Raw genomic sequence first — 19,141 nt, 5'->3', positions numbered from 1 at the left:
CCGCTGTCGGCGGAGCGGACCGGCCTCGGTGTCCTCTATCCGGCGTCCGTGTCGTCGAGCGCGGCCAGCACCGCCGGCACCGGGATGCGCCCGGAGGCGACCATCTGGGCACCGCCGCGTCGCAGGGCGGTGGCGAAGGGCGCTGCCCACACGTTCTCGTAGACCAGGATTCCGGCCGAGTTGCCGGGCTTAAGGGCCCTGCCCGCCTCCTCGATGTCGTCCTCGCCGAGCAGGCCGGAGGACGCGCCCTCGAAGACGGCCAGGTCGAGCGCGCCGTCTCCGGTGAGGTCGGCGATCTCCAGGCCGCCCACGGAGCCGTCCTCGTCCTTTCTCACGAACAGAAGGTCGAGGATCCGAATGAGGCCGCGGTCCACCAGATCGACCAGAATCGGAAATCCCTCGCCCGTCATTCGGTTGCCGGGAAACTCGACGACCAGATAGTCGATCGGTCCCATCTCGACGAATTCCTCTTCGCTCACGGCTTCACCCCTGCGTGGTCATGGTGATCCCCCTGCCCCCATTCCATTGCAGTCCATTGCAGCATCGGACGGATGCCGCCGCACTTCAGGGTTCAGACGGTTCACGCGGTCAGCTGGTAGATGCTCTTGCCCACCAGCCACAGCCCCAGGAACAGCACCAACGAAACCAGCGCCTGCTCCTGATGCCCCTCCAGCCACGTACGCAGCTTCCCGAGCCGTACGTGGGCCGATCGCGGGGCGAACGTCGCGTAGAGCTCCATCGTCAGCAGGCTGGAACTGGCCAGCAGGCAGTAGCCCATCAGCGCCGCGTACGACGCGGCGTGCGCGAGGTTCGCGTCCACGACCGTGGCGGCTCCGGCCGCGACCATCCCCCACGGCTGCAGCAGCAGCGCCAGCCCGGCCGCGGACCAGGCGGAGATCTGCTCGATCCGCGACATGAAGCCGGACGACTTGCGCCGCTTGCCGATGTTGCGGCGGGTGCGCTCCGCGTAGCAGACCATTCCGACGCCGATGGCCAGTTTGACCGCCAGGGCGGCCGTGGACGGCGCGGACTTGGGCGCCGGTGGCTGGCCGCCGGTCATGATCAGCACCGCGGCGATGATGCCGACGAAGGTGGCCAGCCAGGTGAGGATGAAGGCGAGGCCCTTCCAGACTCCTTTGCGTGCCGACAGCACCAGCACGAATCCGGTGACCGGCAGCGGGTCCAGGGCGATCACCAGACCGATGAGGACCAGGTCAAGGACCATCGCCACCCCCGCGTGGTCTCGCTCGGCTCACCGCCGCGGCATCGCGCATGCCTTCATCGTCACCTCCCCCACCCACCTCCACAAATCCACGGTTCCACCCGCCTCACCGTCGCCCGCCGATACCCCCGTACGGCCCCATGGCGCTCGCGCCGCGAGCCCGGCGGACGCACCGGACCGCACCCTGGTGACGCGGTCGCTCCCGACGGGGAGTGCGGCGAAAGCCCGACACGGGGAGCGGAATGCGCGCAGGCGAGGAACCCGGCACGGACACCGGCGGCGGCCGGAGCCGTCGGCGCGCGCGGGCGGCGGCGCTGCGTGCCCGGCTGCTGGGGCTGCGCGGCAGCGCCGAGGCACGGTTCCCGGTGATCACCCGCCTCACCTCGCATCTCATCGCGGTGAACCTGCTGGACTCCGCGACGCGGCTCGCCGCCCAGGCCTTCCTCACCGCCGTCCCCCTGCTCTTCGTGGTCGCCTCCTTCGCCCCTCAGTCGGTACGCACCGAGATCGTCGACTCCGTGCACGACGTCCTCGGTATCACCGGCTCCGCCGACAAGGAGCTGAAGAAGGTGTACGGGGCCGACTCCGCGGGTCTGCGCCAAAGCACCGGGGTGGTCAGCCTTCTGATGGTGCTGCTCTCCGCCACCGCGTGCAGCCGTGCGATGCAGCGGCTCTGCCAGCGCGCCTGGCAGCTGCCGAGCGCGAGCGCGCGGATCGCCGTCTGGCGCTGGTTCGTGTGGATCACGACCCTGCTGGTCGTCATCGCTCTCCAGGGACCGCTGCGGACCGGGTTCGGCCTGGGGCTCTGGCTCGGCCTCCCGCTGCTCCTGGTCACCGAGATCGGCGTCTGGTGGTGGACCCAGCACCTGCTGCTGGCGGGCCGCGTCCGCTGGCTGCCCCTGCTGCCCGGCTCGATCGTGACCGGGGTGGCCCTGACCGTGCTGTCGCTGGTCGCCAAGGTGTACGTGCCCAACGCGCTCAACCGCAGCCTGGAGCGCTACGGATCGCTGGGCGCGGTCTTCACCGTGCTGTCGTGGCTGATCGGTCTGTGCGTCGTCATCTCCGCGGGCATCACCGCCGGTGCCGTCATCGCACGGGAACCCGCCGTTGCCCGCCGCCTGGGCTCGCCGGACCGGGCCCGACCAGCGCGGGAACCGGCCGTGGACCGTGGTCCGGGCTCTCCCGATTGACCCGACTCGCCGGACATATCGCCCAGAGCTACCTTGGTGAGCGAGCCGACGACCCCTTCGGCCGGCAGGCCCGGATCACGATCCAAGGACGGTGGTCGGCATGACCGACGCACGTCACTACGACGTCATCGTTATCGGAACCGGCGCGGGCGGCGGGACCATCGCCCACCGCCTGGCACCCACCGGCAAACGGATTCTCCTGCTCGAGCGCGGTGGCTACCTCCCGCGCGAGCGCGACAACTGGGACTCCACAGCGGTCTTCGTCAAGGGCAAGTACCGCGCCCCGGAGTTCTGGTACGACCGGCACGGCGACCAGTTCCCGCCCGAGGTCAACTACTACGTGGGCGGCAACACCAAGTTCTACGGCGCCGCGCTCTTCCGGCTGCGTCCGGAGGACTTCGGCGAGCTGCGCCACCACGACGGCGTCTCCCCCGCCTGGCCCCTCGGCTACCAGGACTTGGAGCCGTACTACACCCAGGCGGAACACCTCTACCTCGTGCACGGCCGCCACGGCGAGGACCCGACCGAGGGGCACACCAGCGCCCAGTACGCCTACCCGCCGGTCCAGCACGAGCCGCGCATCCAGCGGCTCAGCGACGACCTGGAGAAGCGGGGGCTGCACCCCTTCCACCTTCCGATCGGGGTGAACCTCACCCAGGACGACCGGGGCCGGGCCGTGCACTCCAGCGCCTGCATCCGCTGCGACCGCGTCGACGGCTTTCCCTGCCTGGTCGGGGCGAAGTCCGACGCGCAGGTGATCTGCGTCGACCCCGCTCTCGAACACCCCGGCGTCGAGTTGGTCACCCACGCGAACGTCCGGCGGCTCGACACCGACGCCACGGGCCGGAGTGTCACCTCCGTCGTCGCGACGGTGGGGGGCGGTGACGGTTCGGCCGACGGTACGACCGTCGAGTTCAGCGCCGACATCGTGATCGTCGCCTGCGGCGCCGTCAACTCGGCCGCCCTGTTGCTGCGTTCGGCGAACGACCGGCATCCGCGCGGCCTGGCCAACAGCTCGGACGTGGTGGGCCGTCACTACATGCGCCACAACAACCTCGCCCTGATGGCCATATCCGAGGAACCGAACGACACCAAGTTCCAGAAGACGCTGGCGCTGCACGACTGGTATCTGGGGTCCGACGACTGGGACTACCCCCTCGGCGGCATCCAGATGCTCGGCAAGTCCGACTCGGAGCAGATCCACGGCGAAGCGCCGCGCTGGGCGGGAGCCATCGCCCCCGACATGCCCTTCGAGGTACTCGCCCACCACGCCGTCGACTTCTGGCTGTGCGGAGAGGACCTGCCCCTCGCGGACAGCCGCGTCACCCTGGACCAGGACGGCGCCGTCCATCTCGCCCTCGACGAGAAGAACAACATCGCCGGCCTCCAGCGCCTGCGGCACGAACTGCAGAGCATGCTCGGCCACTTGGGCATGCGCGAACACCATCTCCTGCCGCACAGCATCTATCTGCACAAGGGCATGCCCATCGGCGCGACGGCGCACCAGGCGGGAACGGTCCGCTTCGGTCACGACCCCGCCGATTCGGCTCTCGACATCAACTGCAAGGCCCACGACCTCGACAACCTGTACGTCGTCGACACCAGCTTCTTCCCGAGCATCGGAGCGGTGAATCCCTCGCTGACCGCCATCGCCAACGCGCTCCGCGTCGGCGACCACATCGCGGAGCGCCTGCAGTGACCCCCAAACACACGGCCGACGGCCACCCCCCGCACCACACCCCGGCGGAACGGGCCGCGCTCGGCAAGGCGGCCCGGTCCGCCGTGCCCCGTTCCCGTCATGCCGACTTCGTCCCCTCGGCGAAGCGGACCGACCCGGTGGACGTCGTGGAGGGCCAGTCGGCGACCCGGGTGCCCGAGCTCGTCCCGATCCGCTACGGCAGGATGACCGAGTCGCCCTTCCGCTTCTACCGTGGGGCCGCCGCCATCATGGCCGGGGATCTCGCCGACACCCCCCGGTCCGGGATCAGGGCCCAACTGTGCGGCGACGCCCACCTGTTGAACTTTCGGCTGCTGGCGTCGCCCGAGCGCCGCATGATGTTCGACATCAACGACTTCGACGAGACGCTGCCCGGCCCCTGGGAGTGGGACGTCAAGCGGCTGTCCACCAGCTTCGTCATCGCGGGCCGGGCGAACGGCTTCAGCACCAAGGAGCGCGCCGACATCGTCCGTGCGACGGTGCGGTCGTACCGCGAGTGGATACGACGCTTCGCCGGGCTCGGCAACCTCCCCGTGTGGTACACGCATTTCGACGAGGACTGGGTGCGGACCCATATCGGCGGGGAGTTGAGCGCGCGGGCCCGCGAGCGCTGGTCCAGGTCGACGGCCAAGGCGCGCGGCCGGGACACCCTCCAGGCCTTCGCCAAGCTCACCCACATGGTCGACGGCCAGGCCCGCATCGCCCCGGATCCGCCGCTGATCACGCCGCTCCAGGACCTGCTTCCCGATGTCGAACGCGGCGCGCTGGAGAAGCAGATCCGCCGGCTGATCGACCGCTACGGCCGGAGTCTGAACTCCGACCGGCGATTCCTCCTGGAGCAGTACCGGATCGCCGACGTGGCCCGCAAGGTGGTCGGTGTGGGCAGTGTCGGCACCCGCTGCTGGATCGTCCTGCTGCTCGGCCGGGACGACGCGGATCCGCTGCTCCTTCAGGCCAAGGAGGCCGATGAGTCGGTGCTGGCGCCGTTCGCCGGTGCCAGCGAGTACCGGACGCAGGGCGAGCGCGTGGTCGCCGGCCAACGGCTCATGCAGGCCACCAGTGACATCTTCCTCGGCTGGGAGCGGGCCGACGGCATCGACGGCCGCCGACGGGACTTCTATGTGCGGCAGTTGCGGGACTGGAAGGGCATCGCCGAACCCGAGGCCATGGTGCCGTCCGGCATGCGGGCCTTCGGCGAACTGTGCGGTGCCACGCTGGCCCGCGCGCACGCGAGGTCCGGCGACCGGATCGCCATCGCCTCCTATCTGGGCGGGGGTGACGTCTTCGACCGGGCTCTCGTCCCGTTCGCCGAGGGCTACGCCGACCAGAACGAGAAGGACCACCAGGCACTCGTCGACGCCGTCCGCTCCGGCCGCGTCAAGGCCGAATCGGCCTGACAAGGAGACCAGCATGGATCGCTATCCGCCCATCGCCGACCACGGACTCGTCGGGGACCTGCAGACCGCGGCCCTGGTGTCGTCCCAGGGCGTCGTCAACTGGTTCCCGGCACCACGCTTCGACTCCCCCAGTGTCTTCGCCTCGCTGCTGGACCACGACGGCGGCGGCTACTTCCGCCTCGCGCCCGATCACCCCGACGGGACGTGGAAACAGCTCTACTACCCGGACACGGCCGTCGTGGTGACGCGCTTCATGTCCCCGGACGGCGTGGGCGAGATCATCGACTACATGCCGGTCCTGACGGGTCCGACCCCGACCGACCGGCACAGTCTGGTGCGCGTCGTGCGCTCGGTGCGCGGCACCGTGCACTTCGGTCTGGAGTGCCGGCCGCGGTTCGACTACGCACGGGCGAGCCACGAACTCGACCTGACGCCCGGCACGGCGGCGTTCCGGTCCCCGGGGGCGACCGCCTACCTCCAGGGCAACATCCCGTTCGAACGCGACGGGGACGACGTCCGGGGCGGCATCACCCTGGACAACGGCGAGCAGGCGGCCGTGGTGTTCACGGTGTGCGGGCCGGACGGCGAAGCGCCGCCGCCCCCCACGATCGACGGGCTCACCGAGGGCCTCTGGAACAACGTCGACTTCTGGCAGACGTGGGTGCGCACCTCGAACTACCGGGGCCGTTGGACGGAGATGGTGCACCGCTCCGCGATCACCCTCAAGCTCCTCACCTACGCCCCGACCGGCGCGCCGGTCGCCGCCCCCACCATGGGGCTGCCCGAACAGGTCGGCGGTGAGCGCAACTGGGACTACCGGTACACGTGGGTGCGGGACGGCTCGCTGTCGGTGCGGGCGCTGCTCGACCTCGGTTTCGTGGAGGAGGCGACCCAGTTCACGCGTTGGATCGGCGACCGTCTGCAGGAGCGCGAAGGACCGGACGACGAACCCCTCCAGATCATGTACCGGGTCGACGGCGACCCTCATCTGACGGAAGAGATCCTGGAGCACTTCGAGGGCTACCGCGGCTCGTACCCGGTACGCGCCGGAAACGCCGCCTCCGACCAGTTGCAGCTCGACATCTACGGCGAGGCCCTCTACGCCCTGGCCGAGGGCCGCGCGGTGGGTGAACAGGCCGGCTACCACGGCTGGAAGGGCCTGGCCGGCATCCTCGACTGGCTCGCGGACAACTGGGACCGGCCCGACGAGGGCATCTGGGAGACCCGCGGCGGGCGCAAGGACTTCACGTACAGCCGGGTGATGTGCTGGGCCGCGTTCGACCGGGGCCTGAAACTGGCCGCCGAGTTCAGCAGGCCGGCCGACACCGTCCGCTGGACCAAGGCCCGGGACGCGATCCTCGAACAGGTCATGGCGCGCGGCTGGAACGAGAAGCAACAGGCGATCGTCCAGCACTACGACGGCGACGTCCTGGACGCCTCCCTGCTGCTGGCCCCCCGCGTCGGCTTCGTCTCCCCGCGCAGCCCCGGCTGGCTGAGCACCCTGGACGCCATGGAGCGTGTCCTCGTCTCCGACAGCCTCGTCTACCGCTACGACCCCGAGGCCTCGCCGGACGGACTGCGCGGCTCCGAGGGGACGTTCAGCCTGTGTACGTTCCTGTACGTCGACGCGCTCGCCCGGGCGGGACGGCTCCCCCAGGCCCGCTACACCTTCGAGAAGATGCAGACGTACGCCAACCATGTCGGCCTGTTCGCCGAGGAGATCGGTCCCAGCGGGGAGCAACTGGGCAACTTCCCGCAGGCCTTCACCCATCTCTCCCTCATCATGGCCGCGACGACACTGGACGAGGCGCTCGACCGGCTGCGTCCCTGAACGGCGGGATGTCCGGGCCCTGCGGCAGCAGTTCCACGGTCACGAAGGACACCACGGCGGCGAGCACGATCACCGGCACCGTGCCCGAGTTGCCCACCAGCAGCACGACCAGCACGACGCAGCTCACCGGCAGCCGGAGCGCGGCGGCGGACGCGGCGGCCATGCCCGCCGCCATGGCCGGCACGACGCCGAACCCCGGGAGCGGCGCCAGCAGGGCGCCCATCGCGCCGCCGAGGAACAGCGCGGGAAACACCGGACCGCCGCGCAGGCTTCCCAGGCACAGCGCGTACGCGACGGACTTGAGCACCAGCACGGCCACCAGGCTGCCGACCGACCAGGCGTGCGGGTGGGCGGCGAGCTGCGCCAGGGTAGTCTGGCCGGAGAGGGCCACCTCGGACGGCGAACGCCCGGTGATGCCCGCGTAGAGCGCGGCGCAGCCGCCCGCGGCGAGTGCGCAGAGCACCGTGTTCCGCAGCGGATGCGCGGCCACGGACCGGGCGGCGTACCGGCCGCCCACGATCACCCCGTGGATGCCCACCCCGATGACGAGGGCCATGAGGACCGACCAAAGCACGTCACCGGCGTCGAGGGTCGAGGGGGCGGGCAATCCGATCCTGAGGCTTCCGGTCTGGAGCCCGGTCCAGTCGCCGAATCCGGTGAACACGATGGCGCCGACTCCGCTGGAGAGCAGGGCGGGCAGCATCACCGCGAACAGCTGCGGCCCGCCCACCCCGGCCACTTCCATCAGCAGCACGGCCGCGACCAGGGGGCTGCCGAAGATCGCCGAGATGGCCGAGGCGGCGCCGGCGGCACCGATGAGAGCCGTGCTCGCCTTCGTCGCGGGTGCGCGTACGAGGTCCCGGAAGAGCAGCGCCAGACCGCCACCGAGCGCGATCAGGGGCGACTCGGGCCCGAGCACGGCTCCCAGCGGAAGGCTGGCCAGGGCGGCGAGGGCGACCCCCGGCAGAGCGGATTTCGGCACCCCACCGGCGTGCAGACCCGAGGCCGGGATGTGCCCTCCTCGGCCCGGAATCCGCAGGACGATCAGGGCGACGACCAGACCCGACGCGAGTGCCGGCGGAAGCGGCCACCACCATGGCGGATTCGTCCACCCGAGGTGGTGCGGCCATTCCACCCACATCAGATGTTCCAACTCGTGGAGGAGCACCAGGAACCAGAACGCGGCCAGGGACACCGGGATGCCGATCAGACCGCAGAACACCAGCGCCCGCCGGTACGCGGGCTGCCGCAGCATGTCCCTCAGCTGCTCGGCCTCGGTCGGCTGGTTCCCTGGAGTGGACCCGGCCTGTGTGGACCGCTTCCCCGGCTGCTCCGGAGCGGGCTCGGGCCCCTCGGGCTTGGGCTCGGTGATGGGTCTTCTCCTACGTCCGCTCGGAGGGATGCTGCCCCCAGAGCGCGAGCGTACCCACGACCCCCACCCAGCCCACGCCGCCCGGGCCCCGGCCCCCGAAAACCCACCGGGTGGACGCGCCCCGACCCGGCACGGCCTCCGAGGCCTCCCGGTACGACCCTCCGATCTTCAGCCCGGCCAGGCGTCGCCGCGCTGTGTCCAGGTGCCGCTTCGGCCCGCCTTCATCAGCGTGTTGACGATGTGGGACCGCTTGCGGCTGCCGCGGAGCAGCTTCTCCGCCGCCAGTCCGAACGCCAGCGCGGGTGCCGCGAGTCCGAGGGTCTCGCCGACACCGAGTGCCAGCCCGGCACCGGCGACACCGAGACCGGCTTCGGCGGCGGCCCAGGCGAACTGCCGAGGTGCTCCCCCGGTGCTCGGCAGCTTCGTTCTGACCGTCCGCAGCAGCGCCGACAGGTCGTCGTCGGCCGCCGCGTCCGCGGCGCGCAGCGCATTCTGGAAGTCATCGCGCCGACGGGTCACGGCGTCGTCCTGATAGATCTTGGCGATGTCCTGCCAGCTCAGTGTTCCGACCGCCGCCAGGTCGGACGCGGTCAGGCCGTGCCCCGTGGGCGACGTGGAGGCAGGGCGTACGGGCTCGAACAGCGCGTCCGTCGGACGCCCGAGGTACAGCCCGATGTCGGCCGCTTCCGGCAGGGACCGCGGGGATGCCCCGTCGGTGCCGAGCGTACGCTGCACCGCCGCGTTCCACGCCTGCGTCGCGGTGTTCCGGATCGCGGTCCTGTGCGGCGGGTCCGTCGCGTCGAGGTGAGCGATGAGCAGAGCTCTGCGGTGCCGGTCCGATTCTCCCAAGTGGTCGGCCAGGTACGCGAGGGTGCGTTCCACCGGCGCGTAGTCGTGGCCCGGGAGTCCGGGCAGCTCCGCCACTTCTTCCAGCACGTCGCAGTACGAGCTGGGGAGCACCACGGCACTTGTACCTAACGGAACCCCGGCTTCGCGGGAGAAGTGGTGCAGCGTCCATGCCACGGCTTGGAGCCTCTGCCGGACCGCGCCGCCCTCCTCGTACCGCGTTCCCAGATCGGTGCCTCGTGCGAACAGCGGACCGGGATTGGCGTCTCCACGCTCCAGGATCGCCTCCGACAGCCTGATCATGGGCTCCGGGGTCTCGAACGACGACGAGAGCCATCCGGGCTCCAACGCGCGGTGCAACCCTGTGGTGACCAGGGTGAACGGGTCGCTCCCGGGTGGGGCGCCGGTGGTGCAGCGCAGGAAGGCGGGGCAGCTGCGCGCGAAGGATCTGAAGTCGTCGGACTCGAACAGCGTCTGCACCACCGGGCTGTCGATGAGCTGGATGTCACTCAGCACCACCGTGTGCCCCAGCAGGGCCTGGATCTTCAGCATGACGCTCAGCGATTGGTCCTGTGGAACCCACTCGGACAACCGCAGGTGCTCACCGTCGAGCCAGTAGGCGTAGATCTCCATGACCCTCCCCGCTGAATGAGCTTCTTCTCGTCGAAACCTGACGGTATTTCACCGCTGCCGTCCTCGCGGAGGCGCGAACTCCGCGAGACGGCAAGCCAGTTGTGGTCGGCCGCGAGACGATCATGCCAGTGAAGCCTGCTCTCCGACCCTGAAAACCGCTCGCTCCGAGCAGGCACGACTCCTACTCTCGGGTCCATGAACAGGCCCCTCGTCGCCATCCTCAGTGGCGCAGGTATCTCGACCGACTCCGGAATCCCCGACTATCGCGGGCCGAACGGCCTGTGGCGGCGCGACCCCGAGGCCGAGAAGCTCGTCACGTACGAGTACTACATGGGTGATCCCGAGATCAGAAGGCGGGCCTGGCTGATGCGGCGGGAGAGCCAGGCATTGCAGGCCGAGCCCAACGCCGCGCACCGGGCCGTGGCAGAGCTGGAACACGCCGGGGTGCCCGTGCGGGTGATCACGCAGAACGTCGACGGACTGCACCAGCTCGCCGGAATGCCCGCACGCAAGGTGCTGGAACTGCACGGGACCGCGCGGACCGTGGTGTGCACCACGTGTCACGCCAAGGCGCCCATGGAAGAAGCACTCGCCCGCGTCGACGCCGGGGAGGATGATCCGCCGTGCCGGAAGTGCGGCGGGATCCTCAAGTCGGCGACGGTGATGTTCGGCGAACGCCTCGACCCCGTGGTCCTCGGCAAAGCCGCCGCTATCACCAAGGCCTGCCAGATCTTCATCGCCGTCGGCAGCAGCCTCCAGGTCCAGCCGGCGGCGGGCCTGGCGGGCGTCGCCGCCGACCACGGAGCCCGGCTCATCATCGTCAACGCCGAACCGACCCCCTACGACGACCGCGCCGACGAGGTCGTCCGCGAACCGATCGGCACCGCCCTGCCGGCACTCCTGCGCCGGCTGGGCGACCAGGGGGTGTCCGGCGGCCCGGCGGATGCGTGAGAGCGGTCAGAAGAGCGCCGATCCACTCTCGAAGTCCAGGAGTCGCTTCTTGCGGTCCAGGCCGCCGCCGTATCCGGTGAGGCTGCCGTTCGCGCCGACCACGCGGTGGCAGGGCACGATGATGCCGATCGGGTTCTTGCCGTTGGCGAGGCCGACCGCACGGGAGGCGCCCATGTTGCCCAGGGATTGGGCGAGTTCGCCGTACGACCGGATCTCGCCGTAGGGGATCTGCCGCAGCTGGTCCCACACGCTGCGCTGGAACGGTGTTCCCGCCATGCGCAGTTCGAGAGTAAACTCCTTCAACTCACCGTCGAAGTAGGCGTGCAGCTGCTCCGTCACCTCGTCGAAGAGCGTGTCGTCGCGCTCGCCGAAGCTCTCCTCCGGCGGGCGGTGACGCTGACCGACCATGTAGAGGCCGCACAGGACGCCGTCGTCGGCGACCAGGGTGAGAGGGCCGTAGGGGCTGTCGATGACCATGTGCTGTTTCACTGAGCGTCCTTGATGCGTGAAGTGCGTCGGGGGCGTGGAGCGCGTGGTGCGGGCTTCGTGGCGTCAGAGGTGTGCGGGGTGCCGGCCGGTGCGGGGAGGAAGTTGATCGGGTGGCTGCCCGTCGCCCACAGGTACTGCACCGCGTACGCCCGCCACGGGCGCCAGCCCGCGGCCCGGGCCGTCAGGGCGGCCGGTGTGGACGGGAGCCCCAACTCCTGGGCCGCACGCCGGATTCCGAGGTCGGTGGGGAGGAAGGCGTCCGGGTCGCCGAGGGCGCGCATCGCGATCACGTCGGCGGTCCAGGGGCCGAACCCGGGGAGTGCGAGGAGCCGGGCCCGCGCCTCCTCCCAATCGTTCTCCACTCCCAGGTGAAGTGTTCCGTCGGCGAGTTGACCCACCAGCGTGGTGAAGGTGGCGCGGCGGGTGCGGGGCATCGCGAGCGACTCGGGATCGAGTGCCGCGAGCGCCTGCGAGGAGGGGAAGAGATGGGTGAGGCCGCCGTGCGGGTCGGCCACCGGATCGCCGTGCGCGGTGACCAGGCGGGCGGCGTGGGTCCGCGCGGCGCCCGTGGAGACCTGCTGCCCCAGCACGGCCCGTACGGCGAACTCGGCCTCGTCGACGGTGCGCGGAACCCGGCGGCCGGGGGCCTTGTCGATCAGCGGCGCCAGCAGCGGATCCGTGCGCAACTGGTCGTCGACCGCCACCGGATCGGCGTCCAGGTCCAGCAGGCGGCGGCAGCGGCTGATCGCGACGGCCAGGTCGCGCAGGTCGCTGAGGGTCAGGCGGCACGCGATGTGGTCCGGCATCGGTGTCAGGCCGGCGATCCCGTGCCCGTACGGCAGCCGGAGCGTCCGCCGGTACACCCCGTCGCGCCACTCCTCCACCCCGGGTACGGCGGTCGCGGCGAGGTGTCCGAAGAGGTTGTCGGGGTTGAGCGGGGCGCGGAAGGGGAGCCGGAGGTTGAGTACGCCCGGCGGCGCCCCCCGGGTTCCCGCGGCGGTTCCGGCCCGGTTCCTGGGCAGCCGGGCGCGCAGCTCGCTCGGGGACAGCGCGAACACCTCGCGGACGGTGTCGTTGAAGGTGCGGATGGAGGAGAAGCCGGCGGCGAAGGCGACCTGGGCCATGGGGAGCGGTGTCGTCTCGATGAGCAGCCGGGCGGTCTGGGCCCGCTGGGCCCGGGCGAGGGCCAGCGGTCCCGCGCCCAGCTCGGCCAGGAGCTGCCGCTCGATCTGGCGGGTGCTGTAGCCGAGCCGGACGGCCAGACCGGGTACGCCGTCGCGGTCGACCACCCCGTCGCCGATCAGCCGCATGGCGCGGGCCACCAGGTCGGCGCGGTGGTTCCATTCGGGTGAGCCGGGGCTGGTGTCCGGGCGGCACCGCTTGCAGGCCCGGAATCCTGCCTGCTGGCAGGCGGCCGCGCTCGGGTAGAAGGTCATGTTCTGCGGTTTCGGCGGCACGACCGGGCAGCTGGGCCGGCAGTAGATCCTCGTCGTCGTCACGGCGGTGAAGAACCATCCGTCGAAGCGCGCGTCCTTCGACTGGACGGCGCGCACGCAGCGCTCGGTGTCCGTGTGCATCCCGTTCTGCATGCCTCAAGCATCGGGCACCCGGGAGGACGGGGCTGGCGAGAATCCGACATCTACCTCGCCCTGCCTGCGACCGGCCCAGGCCCCCCTCGTATCACCGTTCCCGATCCTGCGACCGGCGGCTCACCTCCGCTGCCCGAGCCGCGCCTTCCGCCGATCGGAACACCATGCCGGAGGCGGTCAGCGGGACTCCTCGCCCTGGGCGACCTCCACCTCGTGGTGGAAGGCGAGGACACCCGCCCCCGAGGCACCGGCCGAGACGGCGGCGCAGGCGGCGAGGACGAGGGCGATCCGGACGGCGGCGCGGGGGCGGTGCCGGGGAGTGGACAGCAGTGCCGCGACCCGCTGCGGGACGGGACCCGTTGTGGCCGCGGGGGCGAAGCCGGGGCGGTCGGAGCGGGCGTCCCCGACGGCCAGGGCAGCGCGGGCGATGGCTCGGGCGGTGAGCCTGCGGTCCCCCACGACGACGGCGGCGGCCTCGTCCGCGGCGCGCTCCGCCGCGAGCACGACGGTCGCGCGGACCGCGCGCAGGCCGGGATGACAGTGGGCCGCGAGTTCGGCGGCGACGAGGAAGCGGTGGTGCCCGCCGGCGTTGTGGGCCCGCTCGTGGGCGAAGAGGGCCTCGCGCTCGTCGGCTCCGAGGCTGCGCAGCATCGCGGTGGTGACGACGATGCGGTGCGGCCGGCCCGGGAGGGCGTACGCGTCGGGGTGCGGCGATTCGATCACGCACAGGTCGCCCGCGGTGGGGCGGCGGTCGGCCTGGCTGCGCGCGGAGCGGAAGGCGCGCAGCTGGCGCAGGCCCGAGCGGACCACGGTCCAGGCACCGACGGTGAGCGCGCCGGTCGCGGCGGCGGCCGCGGGCAGGACGACGAGGTCCGGGGCCGTGCGCAGGGGGTGGACGAGGTCGCCGAGGTCCGCGAGGAAGGGCAGCTTGAGCAGCCCGGTCAGGAGCAGCGCGCCCAGCGAGGCCACTGAGGCCCCGGCCAGCACCACCATCGCGAGGGTCACCGCCCACAGCGCGGTCGCCGGGGCGAGCCGTTCGAGGCAGCGGCGGGCCGACGGCCCCACCACGAAGGGCACCAGCAGCGGGATCAGCAGCGGAAACGTCATGCCTCACCCGATTCCGGACCCGTGACGAGGTCCGATTCCGGACCCGTGACGAGGCCCGGCTCCAGCAGATCGCGCAGGAGCCGCTCGTCGTCGGGGTTCAGCTGGGCGACGAACCGGGCCAGCGCGGTCTCCCGGTCGTCGTCCCGGTCGAGCTCGCTGTGCATGCGCCGTGCGGTGAGGCCGTGCGGGTCCTGGACGGGGAAGTACGCGTAGCCCCGGCCCAGCCGCTCGCGGCCGACGATGCCCTTCTCGTGCAGCCGGGACAGGATCGTCGTCACGGTCGTCCGGGCCAGACCGGAGTCCAGCTCGCGTTGCACCCGCCCGGGTGTGAGCGGCCCGCCGGCGGCCCAGAGAGCCGCCATCACGCTGGCCTCCAGCTCACCCGCCGGCCGGCGTTCGTCCTTGCCACTGCTCATGGGAACGATCCTCATCCTGCCATCGTCTACAGTCCAGTAGACCGTCTACAGAATTGTAGTCCGCCGGGTACGCGCATCGACCGTGCCGCCCATCCAGTATGAGAGGGCCCGTGACGATGACCGCACCTTTGTTCGCAGCGTCACAGCTCGCCGTGAATCCTCTCAGCGCCCCGTCCCTGCTCGCCGCCTTCGGCGTCCTGGGGGTGGGGTGGTGATGTTCGCGGAGACCGGCCTGCTGCCGGGCGCGGCGCTGGTTCACAGCACCCGGCGGCGGATCAGCAGGCCCAGCGCCACCAGCCCCGGAATCAGGGGAAGCCACACGGTGAGCAGCCGGTAGCCGAGAACCGTCGACGCCGCCGCGCCGGCGGGCGCCCCGGCGAGAGTGAGGGCCAGGGCGAGGGCGGCGTCCAGTGAGCCGAGGCCGCCCGGGGTGGGCAGCAGGACGGCGGCACTGCTCGCGGCGAGGTAGGCGAGGGCCACCCGCGCCGGGGGCAGCGGCAGGTCGACGGCCTGGGTGACGGCGACGACCACGGCGGCGTGCAGTGCGGCGAAGGCGAGCGAGCCGCCCCACAACGCGGCTGCCCGCGCGGGGACTTCATGGACGGCGCGGACGTCCAGCAGCACGCAGCGCAGTGCGCGCCGCAACGGTCCCGCCAGCAGAGCCGCGGCGACGGCGGCCACCACCGCGGCCACCGCCCAGGCGGTCGCGGTCCGGGCGGTCGCCGGCACCTGGGGCAGACGCAAGGCCCCGGGGCAGGCCAGGGCGAGCCCACCGATCAGAAAGCCGCGCACCGCGGTCCCGGCACAAGCCTTGACGGCGAGGGCGGTCGCGGAGCGGGTGACGGGCAGTCCGCACCGGGTCAGGAACCGCAGATTGACGGCGCCCGCGCCGAGCCCCGCGGGCAGTACGTGGTTGGCGGCGGAGGCCGCGAACTGCACCGCCACCAGTCGCCCGGCGGGCAGCGCCCTCGTCACCGCGCCCTGTTGCGCGAGCGCCGAGCACGCCCAGGTCGCGACGGTGGCGGCGGCCGCCACCAGCAGCCAGCCACGGTCGGCGACAGCCAGCCGGCCGGCTCCCGCCTCGATCACCGGCCAGTGCCGACGGGCCAGAATCCCGGCGCACACCAGGACGAGCAGCGAAATCCCCGCGTGCCAGGACACCCGCCCGCCCCGCGCGCCCCCGGACAGCCGCCGCCCGGCGGTCACCCCCGTGCGGTCGGCCCCCGCGGGGGACGGCGCCCCGCCCGTGCCGGACACCGGATCCGGCGGCGGCGGCAGCCCACGTACGCCGGAGACCGACCCGACCAGCGGCGCACCTCCCCCGTGCGCCCGCGAAGGCCTGTCCGGCGGGACGGTCACGGTGTGCCGCCCCCCGCTCCCGGGGCGACGTAGACGTTCAGGCGACCGGCGCGATGCGGTGCCCAGTCGCGGGCGTACCCCGGCGGCTCGATCCCCGGTCGGGTGAGGACGGCGACCGGCATGCGCCGGGCGTCCCGCGTGATGCTCGCCCGGGTGGCGTTGGCGTTGTGGCCACCGGTCGCCACGGAGGCGCAGCCGGTGTAGTAGGCGATGGGGACGGCCTGACGGCCGGTCAGCCGGCAGGGCGGCCGCACACCTAGCCGGTGCAGCTCCGCCGCCGTCGCCGCCCAGCCGCGGTGCCCGTCGGTGGTGCGCCGCACCGTGTCCTGGAGGACCGCGAACTGCACGGCCAGATGACCGGCGAGACCGAGGGCCACCAGCGTCACGATCACCGGTCGCCAGGGCCGGCCGGGGGCGGTGACCAGGTGGACGAGGGCGTCGGCGACGGGGATCGCGAGCAGGGCGTAGAGCGGGAGCAGGAAGCGCGGGGCGGCGTATCCGATCATGAGGAGGTACGGGGTCGAGGCCGTCGCGGCGCAGGCCAGGAGCAGCAGGGTGGCGGCGGGGCGACGGGCCTTGACGGCGATCACCAGGCCGAGGGCCGCGACCAGCGGCAGGACGAACCACCACGCCGTCACCGCGGGGCCCGGCATCCCCCCGGTGCACGGCCGGCACAGCGCGCGTCCGCCGAGGCTGCGCAGTTGGTCGCCGATGGCGATGTTCCAGCCGAGGCCTCCCTGGATGCGCGAACCGTCCTCGAGCCGTTGCCCCAGTCCGCCGTACCCGACGTACGCCTCGACGATCCACTCGGCGGCTCCGGCGAGCAGGCCCGCGGCGAGCGCGAGCAGCGGCCGGGCCCGCCGCCATCGGGGGACGGCCACGGCGGCGACGAGCAGCGGCAGGGTGACCCAGACCGCGTCGGTGGGCCGCATCCAGGCCATCAGCGCGGCGCTCAGCCCGACCCCCAGCGGTGCCGCCCGGTCCCAGCGGTCCGCCTGGGCGCGCAGGAAGCACCCCACGCAGACCAGGGCGCCGATCGCGACCCAGTAGTTGGGCATGGCCTGCGGCCCGTAGAAGAGGGTGACCCACAGCGTCGCGAAGAACGCGCCGGCCACGGCGAGGACCCGTACCGGGAAGAGTCCGCGCCAGACGCGCAGGGCCACGAACAGGCCGAGTCCGGACAGCAGGGCGAGGTAGACCCGGAGCAGGGCGGTGGACGACGACCAGGAGGCGACCGGCGCCACGAGCAGGGAGACGCCGCGGGCACGCGGCGCGCTGAAGAACGCGGCGGGGGCATGCGGGGAGACCTGGCTGACGTACACCGTCTCGTCCCAGCCGAGGCCCATCGCGGGGTGCACGAGGACCAGTTGAGCCACGGTGAACGCGCCCGCCACCAGGGCGAGCAGGCGCCGGTCACCGGCGTGCCGGGACGCGCGGGCCGCTCGTTTCGGCGGTCCGTGCCGGCGGGCGCCGATGAGCGGGACGTTCAGGGTCTTGGCCATCGTCCACCCTCCATCCCTACACGCTGTAGGGTTCTTTCACCCTACAAGGCGTAGGGTGAAGGCGAGAGCCAGGGATTCCCGCACAAACTACCGCGCACCTGGGCAAGTCGCCGCGCCGGTCGGGCATTCGAGGGAGCACCCGGGGCGGTGCGCGCGGACCCTGAAGCCGGGGGTACGCCCGCATCGGCACCCCTCCCAACTCCCCTACGCGCTGTAAGGTGACGGGCATGGCTGGCACAGGTCCCCACGGAAGGGCGGAGCGGCGCAGCGCGGGCGAGCTGGAGAGCGAAGTCCTCGCCGCCCTGTGGGCCACCGACGACGCGCTGACACCCGCCGAGATCCAGGCCGAGATCGGCGGCGGACTCGCGTACAACACCGTGCACACCATCCTCAAGCGCCTGTACGACAAGGGCCTGGTGCTCCGTGACGTGGACGGCCGGCGCGGCGCCTACCGACCCGCGAAGAACGCGGCCGAACTGACCGCCGAGGCCATGCACCAGGCCCTCGACCGCGGGCCCGACCCGATCGCGACCCTTCAGCAGTTCGTCACCGGGCTCAGCCCCCAGGAGGAGGAAGCCCTGCGCGAACTCCTCGGTGGGACCGGTCCATGAGGGTCGACGTCTACGTCCCGCTCGCTCTGGCCCTGCTCCTCGCGGGAGTCGCCCCGCCGGTGGGCAGGCGGGTGTCGCCGGCCCTGGCGGCCCGCGCCCTCACGACGGCCGCCGCGCTGACCGCGGCGGCCTCCACCTGGGCCCTGCTGCTGCTCTCGATGACGCTGATCGACCAGGCGCCCGCGGTGATCGCCGAGGCCGGCGCGGAGGGCCGGTCGCTGCCGGAGCCCGTCCCGGAGACCGTCGCCCTCCTGGCGGTGGCAGCCCTCGGTGTGATCACCCACCGGCTCCTCGACGTCGTACGAGCACACGCCTCCACCCGCCGGATGATGCTCAGGCTGTGCGAGGGGCACCCGCCGGACAGTGAGCTGGTCGTCGCCGCCTCGCCGACCCCGCACGCTTTCGCCATCCCCGGCAAGCCGGGCCGGATCCTGGTCACGGCCGCGATGTTCGGTGCGCTGGAGCCGGCCGAGCGGCGCGTTCTGCTGGCCCACGAACGCGCCCATCTCACCCATCGGCACGCGGCGTTGTCGACGGCCGTCGCCCTGGCCGCGGCGGCGAACCCCCTGCTCGTGCCGGTGCGCACCACCGTCACCTTCCTGCTGGAGCGCTGGGCCGACGAGGAGGCCGCGAGCACCGTCGGCGACCGGCACACGACGGCCCGCGCCCTGGCGCGGGCCGCCCTCGTCTCCCAGCGCGCCCGCACGGGATGCGCCCTGCACTTCTCCGAGCACGCCGTCACCCGTCGGATCGCGGCCCTGCAGACCGCTCCGCTGCCCGCCGTCCGGTCCGTCGGCGTGGCCGTCCTGGCGCTCGGGGCGCTGCCCGCGGTGGGCGCGGCCGACGCGACGGGCGATCTGCTGCGCCTGCTCGCCGAGACACTGCCCGGCCTGTAGGAGGCCGGGCCAC

16 protein-coding genes and 2 pseudogenes are annotated in these 19,141 nt (G+C 72.1%); 8 read left to right on the top strand and 10 right to left on the bottom strand.

Annotated elements, in window-relative coordinates:
* Positions 1-35: 35 nt before the first annotated feature.
* A complete protein-coding gene (locus ACFWBT_RS20605; protein ID WP_385702266.1) occupies positions 36-455 on the bottom strand; it encodes a DUF6325 family protein in 420 nt (139 codons plus the stop codon).
* Positions 456-580: 125 nt separating this feature from the next.
* Positions 581-1,225 (bottom strand): GAP family protein, encoded by a 645-nt coding sequence (locus ACFWBT_RS20600; protein ID WP_385702263.1) that lies wholly within the window; start codon positions 1,223-1,225, stop codon positions 581-583.
* A gap of 239 nt (positions 1,226-1,464) precedes the next feature.
* On the opposite strand from ACFWBT_RS20600, the gene ACFWBT_RS20595 reads away from it, so the two are divergent.
* The 4 genes from ACFWBT_RS20595 to ACFWBT_RS20580 all read left to right on the top strand — a co-directional run bounded on the left by ACFWBT_RS20595 (position 1,465) and on the right by ACFWBT_RS20580 (position 7,357).
* Positions 1,465-2,412: a YhjD/YihY/BrkB family envelope integrity protein gene (locus ACFWBT_RS20595; RefSeq protein WP_385702261.1), complete on the top strand. Its 948-nt coding sequence runs from the start codon at positions 1,465-1,467 to the stop codon at positions 2,410-2,412.
* A 100-nt stretch (positions 2,413-2,512) separates the two neighbouring features.
* Positions 2,513-4,111 (top strand): GMC oxidoreductase, encoded by a 1,599-nt coding sequence (locus ACFWBT_RS20590; protein ID WP_385702258.1) that lies wholly within the window; start codon positions 2,513-2,515, stop codon positions 4,109-4,111.
* A complete protein-coding gene (locus ACFWBT_RS20585) occupies positions 4,108-5,526 on the top strand; it encodes a DUF2252 domain-containing protein (RefSeq protein WP_385702255.1) in 1,419 nt (472 codons plus the stop codon). The genes ACFWBT_RS20590 and ACFWBT_RS20585 overlap by 4 nt, the downstream gene beginning before the upstream one ends.
* Positions 5,527-5,539: 13 nt before the next feature.
* On the top strand, positions 5,540-7,357 hold the full coding sequence (locus tag ACFWBT_RS20580) for a glycoside hydrolase family 15 protein (protein WP_385702253.1): 1,818 nt from the start codon (positions 5,540-5,542) through the stop codon (positions 7,355-7,357).
* On the opposite strand, the gene ACFWBT_RS20575 is transcribed toward ACFWBT_RS20580, so the two are convergent.
* Both ACFWBT_RS20575 and ACFWBT_RS20570 read right to left on the bottom strand, forming a co-directional pair.
* The gene (locus ACFWBT_RS20575) at positions 7,308-8,612 is read right to left on the bottom strand and encodes a chloride channel protein (RefSeq protein ID WP_385702250.1); all 1,305 of its coding nucleotides are present in this window, start codon (positions 8,610-8,612) and stop codon (positions 7,308-7,310) included. The two genes, ACFWBT_RS20580 and ACFWBT_RS20575, sit on opposite strands and share 50 nt — an antisense overlap.
* 285 nt (positions 8,613-8,897) lie before the next feature.
* Positions 8,898-10,208, bottom strand: coding sequence for a hypothetical protein (locus ACFWBT_RS20570; RefSeq protein ID WP_385702248.1), 1,311 nt, complete (start codon positions 10,206-10,208; stop codon positions 8,898-8,900).
* A gap of 195 nt (positions 10,209-10,403) precedes the next feature.
* On the opposite strand from ACFWBT_RS20570, the gene ACFWBT_RS20565 reads away from it, so the two are divergent.
* Positions 10,404-11,159: an NAD-dependent deacetylase gene (locus ACFWBT_RS20565; protein ID WP_385702245.1), complete on the top strand. Its 756-nt coding sequence runs from the start codon at positions 10,404-10,406 to the stop codon at positions 11,157-11,159.
* A 6-nt stretch (positions 11,160-11,165) separates the two neighbouring features.
* Here ACFWBT_RS20565 and ACFWBT_RS20560 read toward each other — a convergent pair whose 3' ends face one another.
* The 4 genes and pseudogenes from ACFWBT_RS20560 to ACFWBT_RS20545 all read right to left on the bottom strand — a co-directional run bounded on the left by ACFWBT_RS20560 (position 11,166) and on the right by ACFWBT_RS20545 (position 14,760).
* On the bottom strand, positions 11,166-11,648 hold the full coding sequence (locus tag ACFWBT_RS20560; RefSeq protein ID WP_385702243.1) for a methylated-DNA--[protein]-cysteine S-methyltransferase: 483 nt from the start codon (positions 11,646-11,648) through the stop codon (positions 11,166-11,168).
* 92 nt (positions 11,649-11,740) lie between these two features.
* Positions 11,741-13,237: pseudogene (locus ACFWBT_RS20555) on the bottom strand (AlkA N-terminal domain-containing protein); the annotation flags it as partial.
* A 177-nt stretch (positions 13,238-13,414) separates the two neighbouring features.
* Positions 13,415-14,344: a M48 family metalloprotease gene (locus ACFWBT_RS20550; protein ID WP_385702240.1), complete on the bottom strand. Its 930-nt coding sequence runs from the start codon at positions 14,342-14,344 to the stop codon at positions 13,415-13,417.
* A complete protein-coding gene (locus ACFWBT_RS20545; protein WP_385702238.1) occupies positions 14,341-14,760 on the bottom strand; it encodes a BlaI/MecI/CopY family transcriptional regulator in 420 nt (139 codons plus the stop codon). Before ACFWBT_RS20545 ends, ACFWBT_RS20550 begins: the two co-directional genes overlap by 4 nt.
* Before the next feature lie 116 nt (positions 14,761-14,876).
* On the opposite strand from ACFWBT_RS20545, the pseudogene ACFWBT_RS20540 reads away from it, so the two are divergent.
* Positions 14,877-15,004, top strand: a pseudogene (locus ACFWBT_RS20540) (DedA family protein); the annotation flags it as partial.
* An 11-nt stretch (positions 15,005-15,015) separates the two neighbouring features.
* On the opposite strand, the gene ACFWBT_RS20535 reads toward ACFWBT_RS20540, so the two are convergent.
* Together ACFWBT_RS20535 and ACFWBT_RS20530 are read right to left on the bottom strand one after the other, a co-directional pair.
* Positions 15,016-15,966 (bottom strand): lysylphosphatidylglycerol synthase domain-containing protein, encoded by a 951-nt coding sequence (locus ACFWBT_RS20535; RefSeq protein WP_385702236.1) that lies wholly within the window; start codon positions 15,964-15,966, stop codon positions 15,016-15,018.
* 149 nt (positions 15,967-16,115) lie between these two features.
* Entirely contained in the window at positions 16,116-17,621 is a 1,506-nt protein-coding gene (locus ACFWBT_RS20530) for a hypothetical protein (protein WP_385702233.1), read from the bottom strand.
* A gap of 227 nt (positions 17,622-17,848) precedes the next feature.
* Here ACFWBT_RS20530 and ACFWBT_RS20525 point away from each other — a divergent pair, with 227 nt between their 5' ends.
* Positions 17,849-18,232, top strand: coding sequence for a BlaI/MecI/CopY family transcriptional regulator (locus tag ACFWBT_RS20525; protein ID WP_385702231.1), 384 nt, complete (start codon positions 17,849-17,851; stop codon positions 18,230-18,232).
* A complete protein-coding gene (locus ACFWBT_RS20520) occupies positions 18,229-19,128 on the top strand; it encodes a M48 family metalloprotease (protein WP_385702229.1) in 900 nt (299 codons plus the stop codon). The genes ACFWBT_RS20525 and ACFWBT_RS20520 overlap by 4 nt, the downstream gene beginning before the upstream one ends.
* The last annotated feature ends 13 nt before the right edge of the window (positions 19,129-19,141 follow it).

The organism is Streptomyces sp. NPDC060027 (genome assembly GCF_042737005.1).
In the GTDB taxonomy this organism is placed as follows: domain Bacteria; phylum Actinomycetota; class Actinomycetes; order Streptomycetales; family Streptomycetaceae; genus Streptomyces.
This window is presented reverse-complemented; position numbering and strand designations above follow the sequence as displayed.

Bases quoted from the DNA above. Each gene is read 5' to 3' on its own strand.
- ACFWBT_RS20605 (WP_385702266.1), bottom strand. From the start codon at position 455: ATGGGACCGATCGACTATCTGGTCGTCGAGTTTCCCGGCAACCGAATG.
- ACFWBT_RS20600 (WP_385702263.1), bottom strand. From the start codon at position 1,225: ATGGTCCTTGACCTGGTCCTCATCGGTCTGGTGATCGCCCTGGACCCG.
- ACFWBT_RS20595 (WP_385702261.1), top strand. From the start codon at position 1,465: ATGCGCGCAGGCGAGGAACCCGGCACGGACACCGGCGGCGGCCGGAGC.
- ACFWBT_RS20590 (WP_385702258.1), top strand. From the start codon at position 2,513: ATGACCGACGCACGTCACTACGACGTCATCGTTATCGGAACCGGCGCG.
- ACFWBT_RS20580 (WP_385702253.1), top strand. From the start codon at position 5,540: ATGGATCGCTATCCGCCCATCGCCGACCACGGACTCGTCGGGGACCTG.
- ACFWBT_RS20575 (WP_385702250.1), bottom strand. From the start codon at position 8,612: ATGCTGCGGCAGCCCGCGTACCGGCGGGCGCTGGTGTTCTGCGGTCTG.
- ACFWBT_RS20570 (WP_385702248.1), bottom strand. From the start codon at position 10,208: ATGGAGATCTACGCCTACTGGCTCGACGGTGAGCACCTGCGGTTGTCC.
- ACFWBT_RS20565 (WP_385702245.1), top strand. From the start codon at position 10,404: ATGAACAGGCCCCTCGTCGCCATCCTCAGTGGCGCAGGTATCTCGACC.
- ACFWBT_RS20550 (WP_385702240.1), bottom strand. From the start codon at position 14,344: ATGACGTTTCCGCTGCTGATCCCGCTGCTGGTGCCCTTCGTGGTGGGG.
- ACFWBT_RS20545 (WP_385702238.1), bottom strand. From the start codon at position 14,760: ATGAGCAGTGGCAAGGACGAACGCCGGCCGGCGGGTGAGCTGGAGGCC.
- ACFWBT_RS20530 (WP_385702233.1), bottom strand. From the start codon at position 17,621: ATGGCCAAGACCCTGAACGTCCCGCTCATCGGCGCCCGCCGGCACGGA.
- ACFWBT_RS20525 (WP_385702231.1), top strand. From the start codon at position 17,849: ATGGCTGGCACAGGTCCCCACGGAAGGGCGGAGCGGCGCAGCGCGGGC.
- ACFWBT_RS20520 (WP_385702229.1), top strand. From the start codon at position 18,229: ATGAGGGTCGACGTCTACGTCCCGCTCGCTCTGGCCCTGCTCCTCGCG.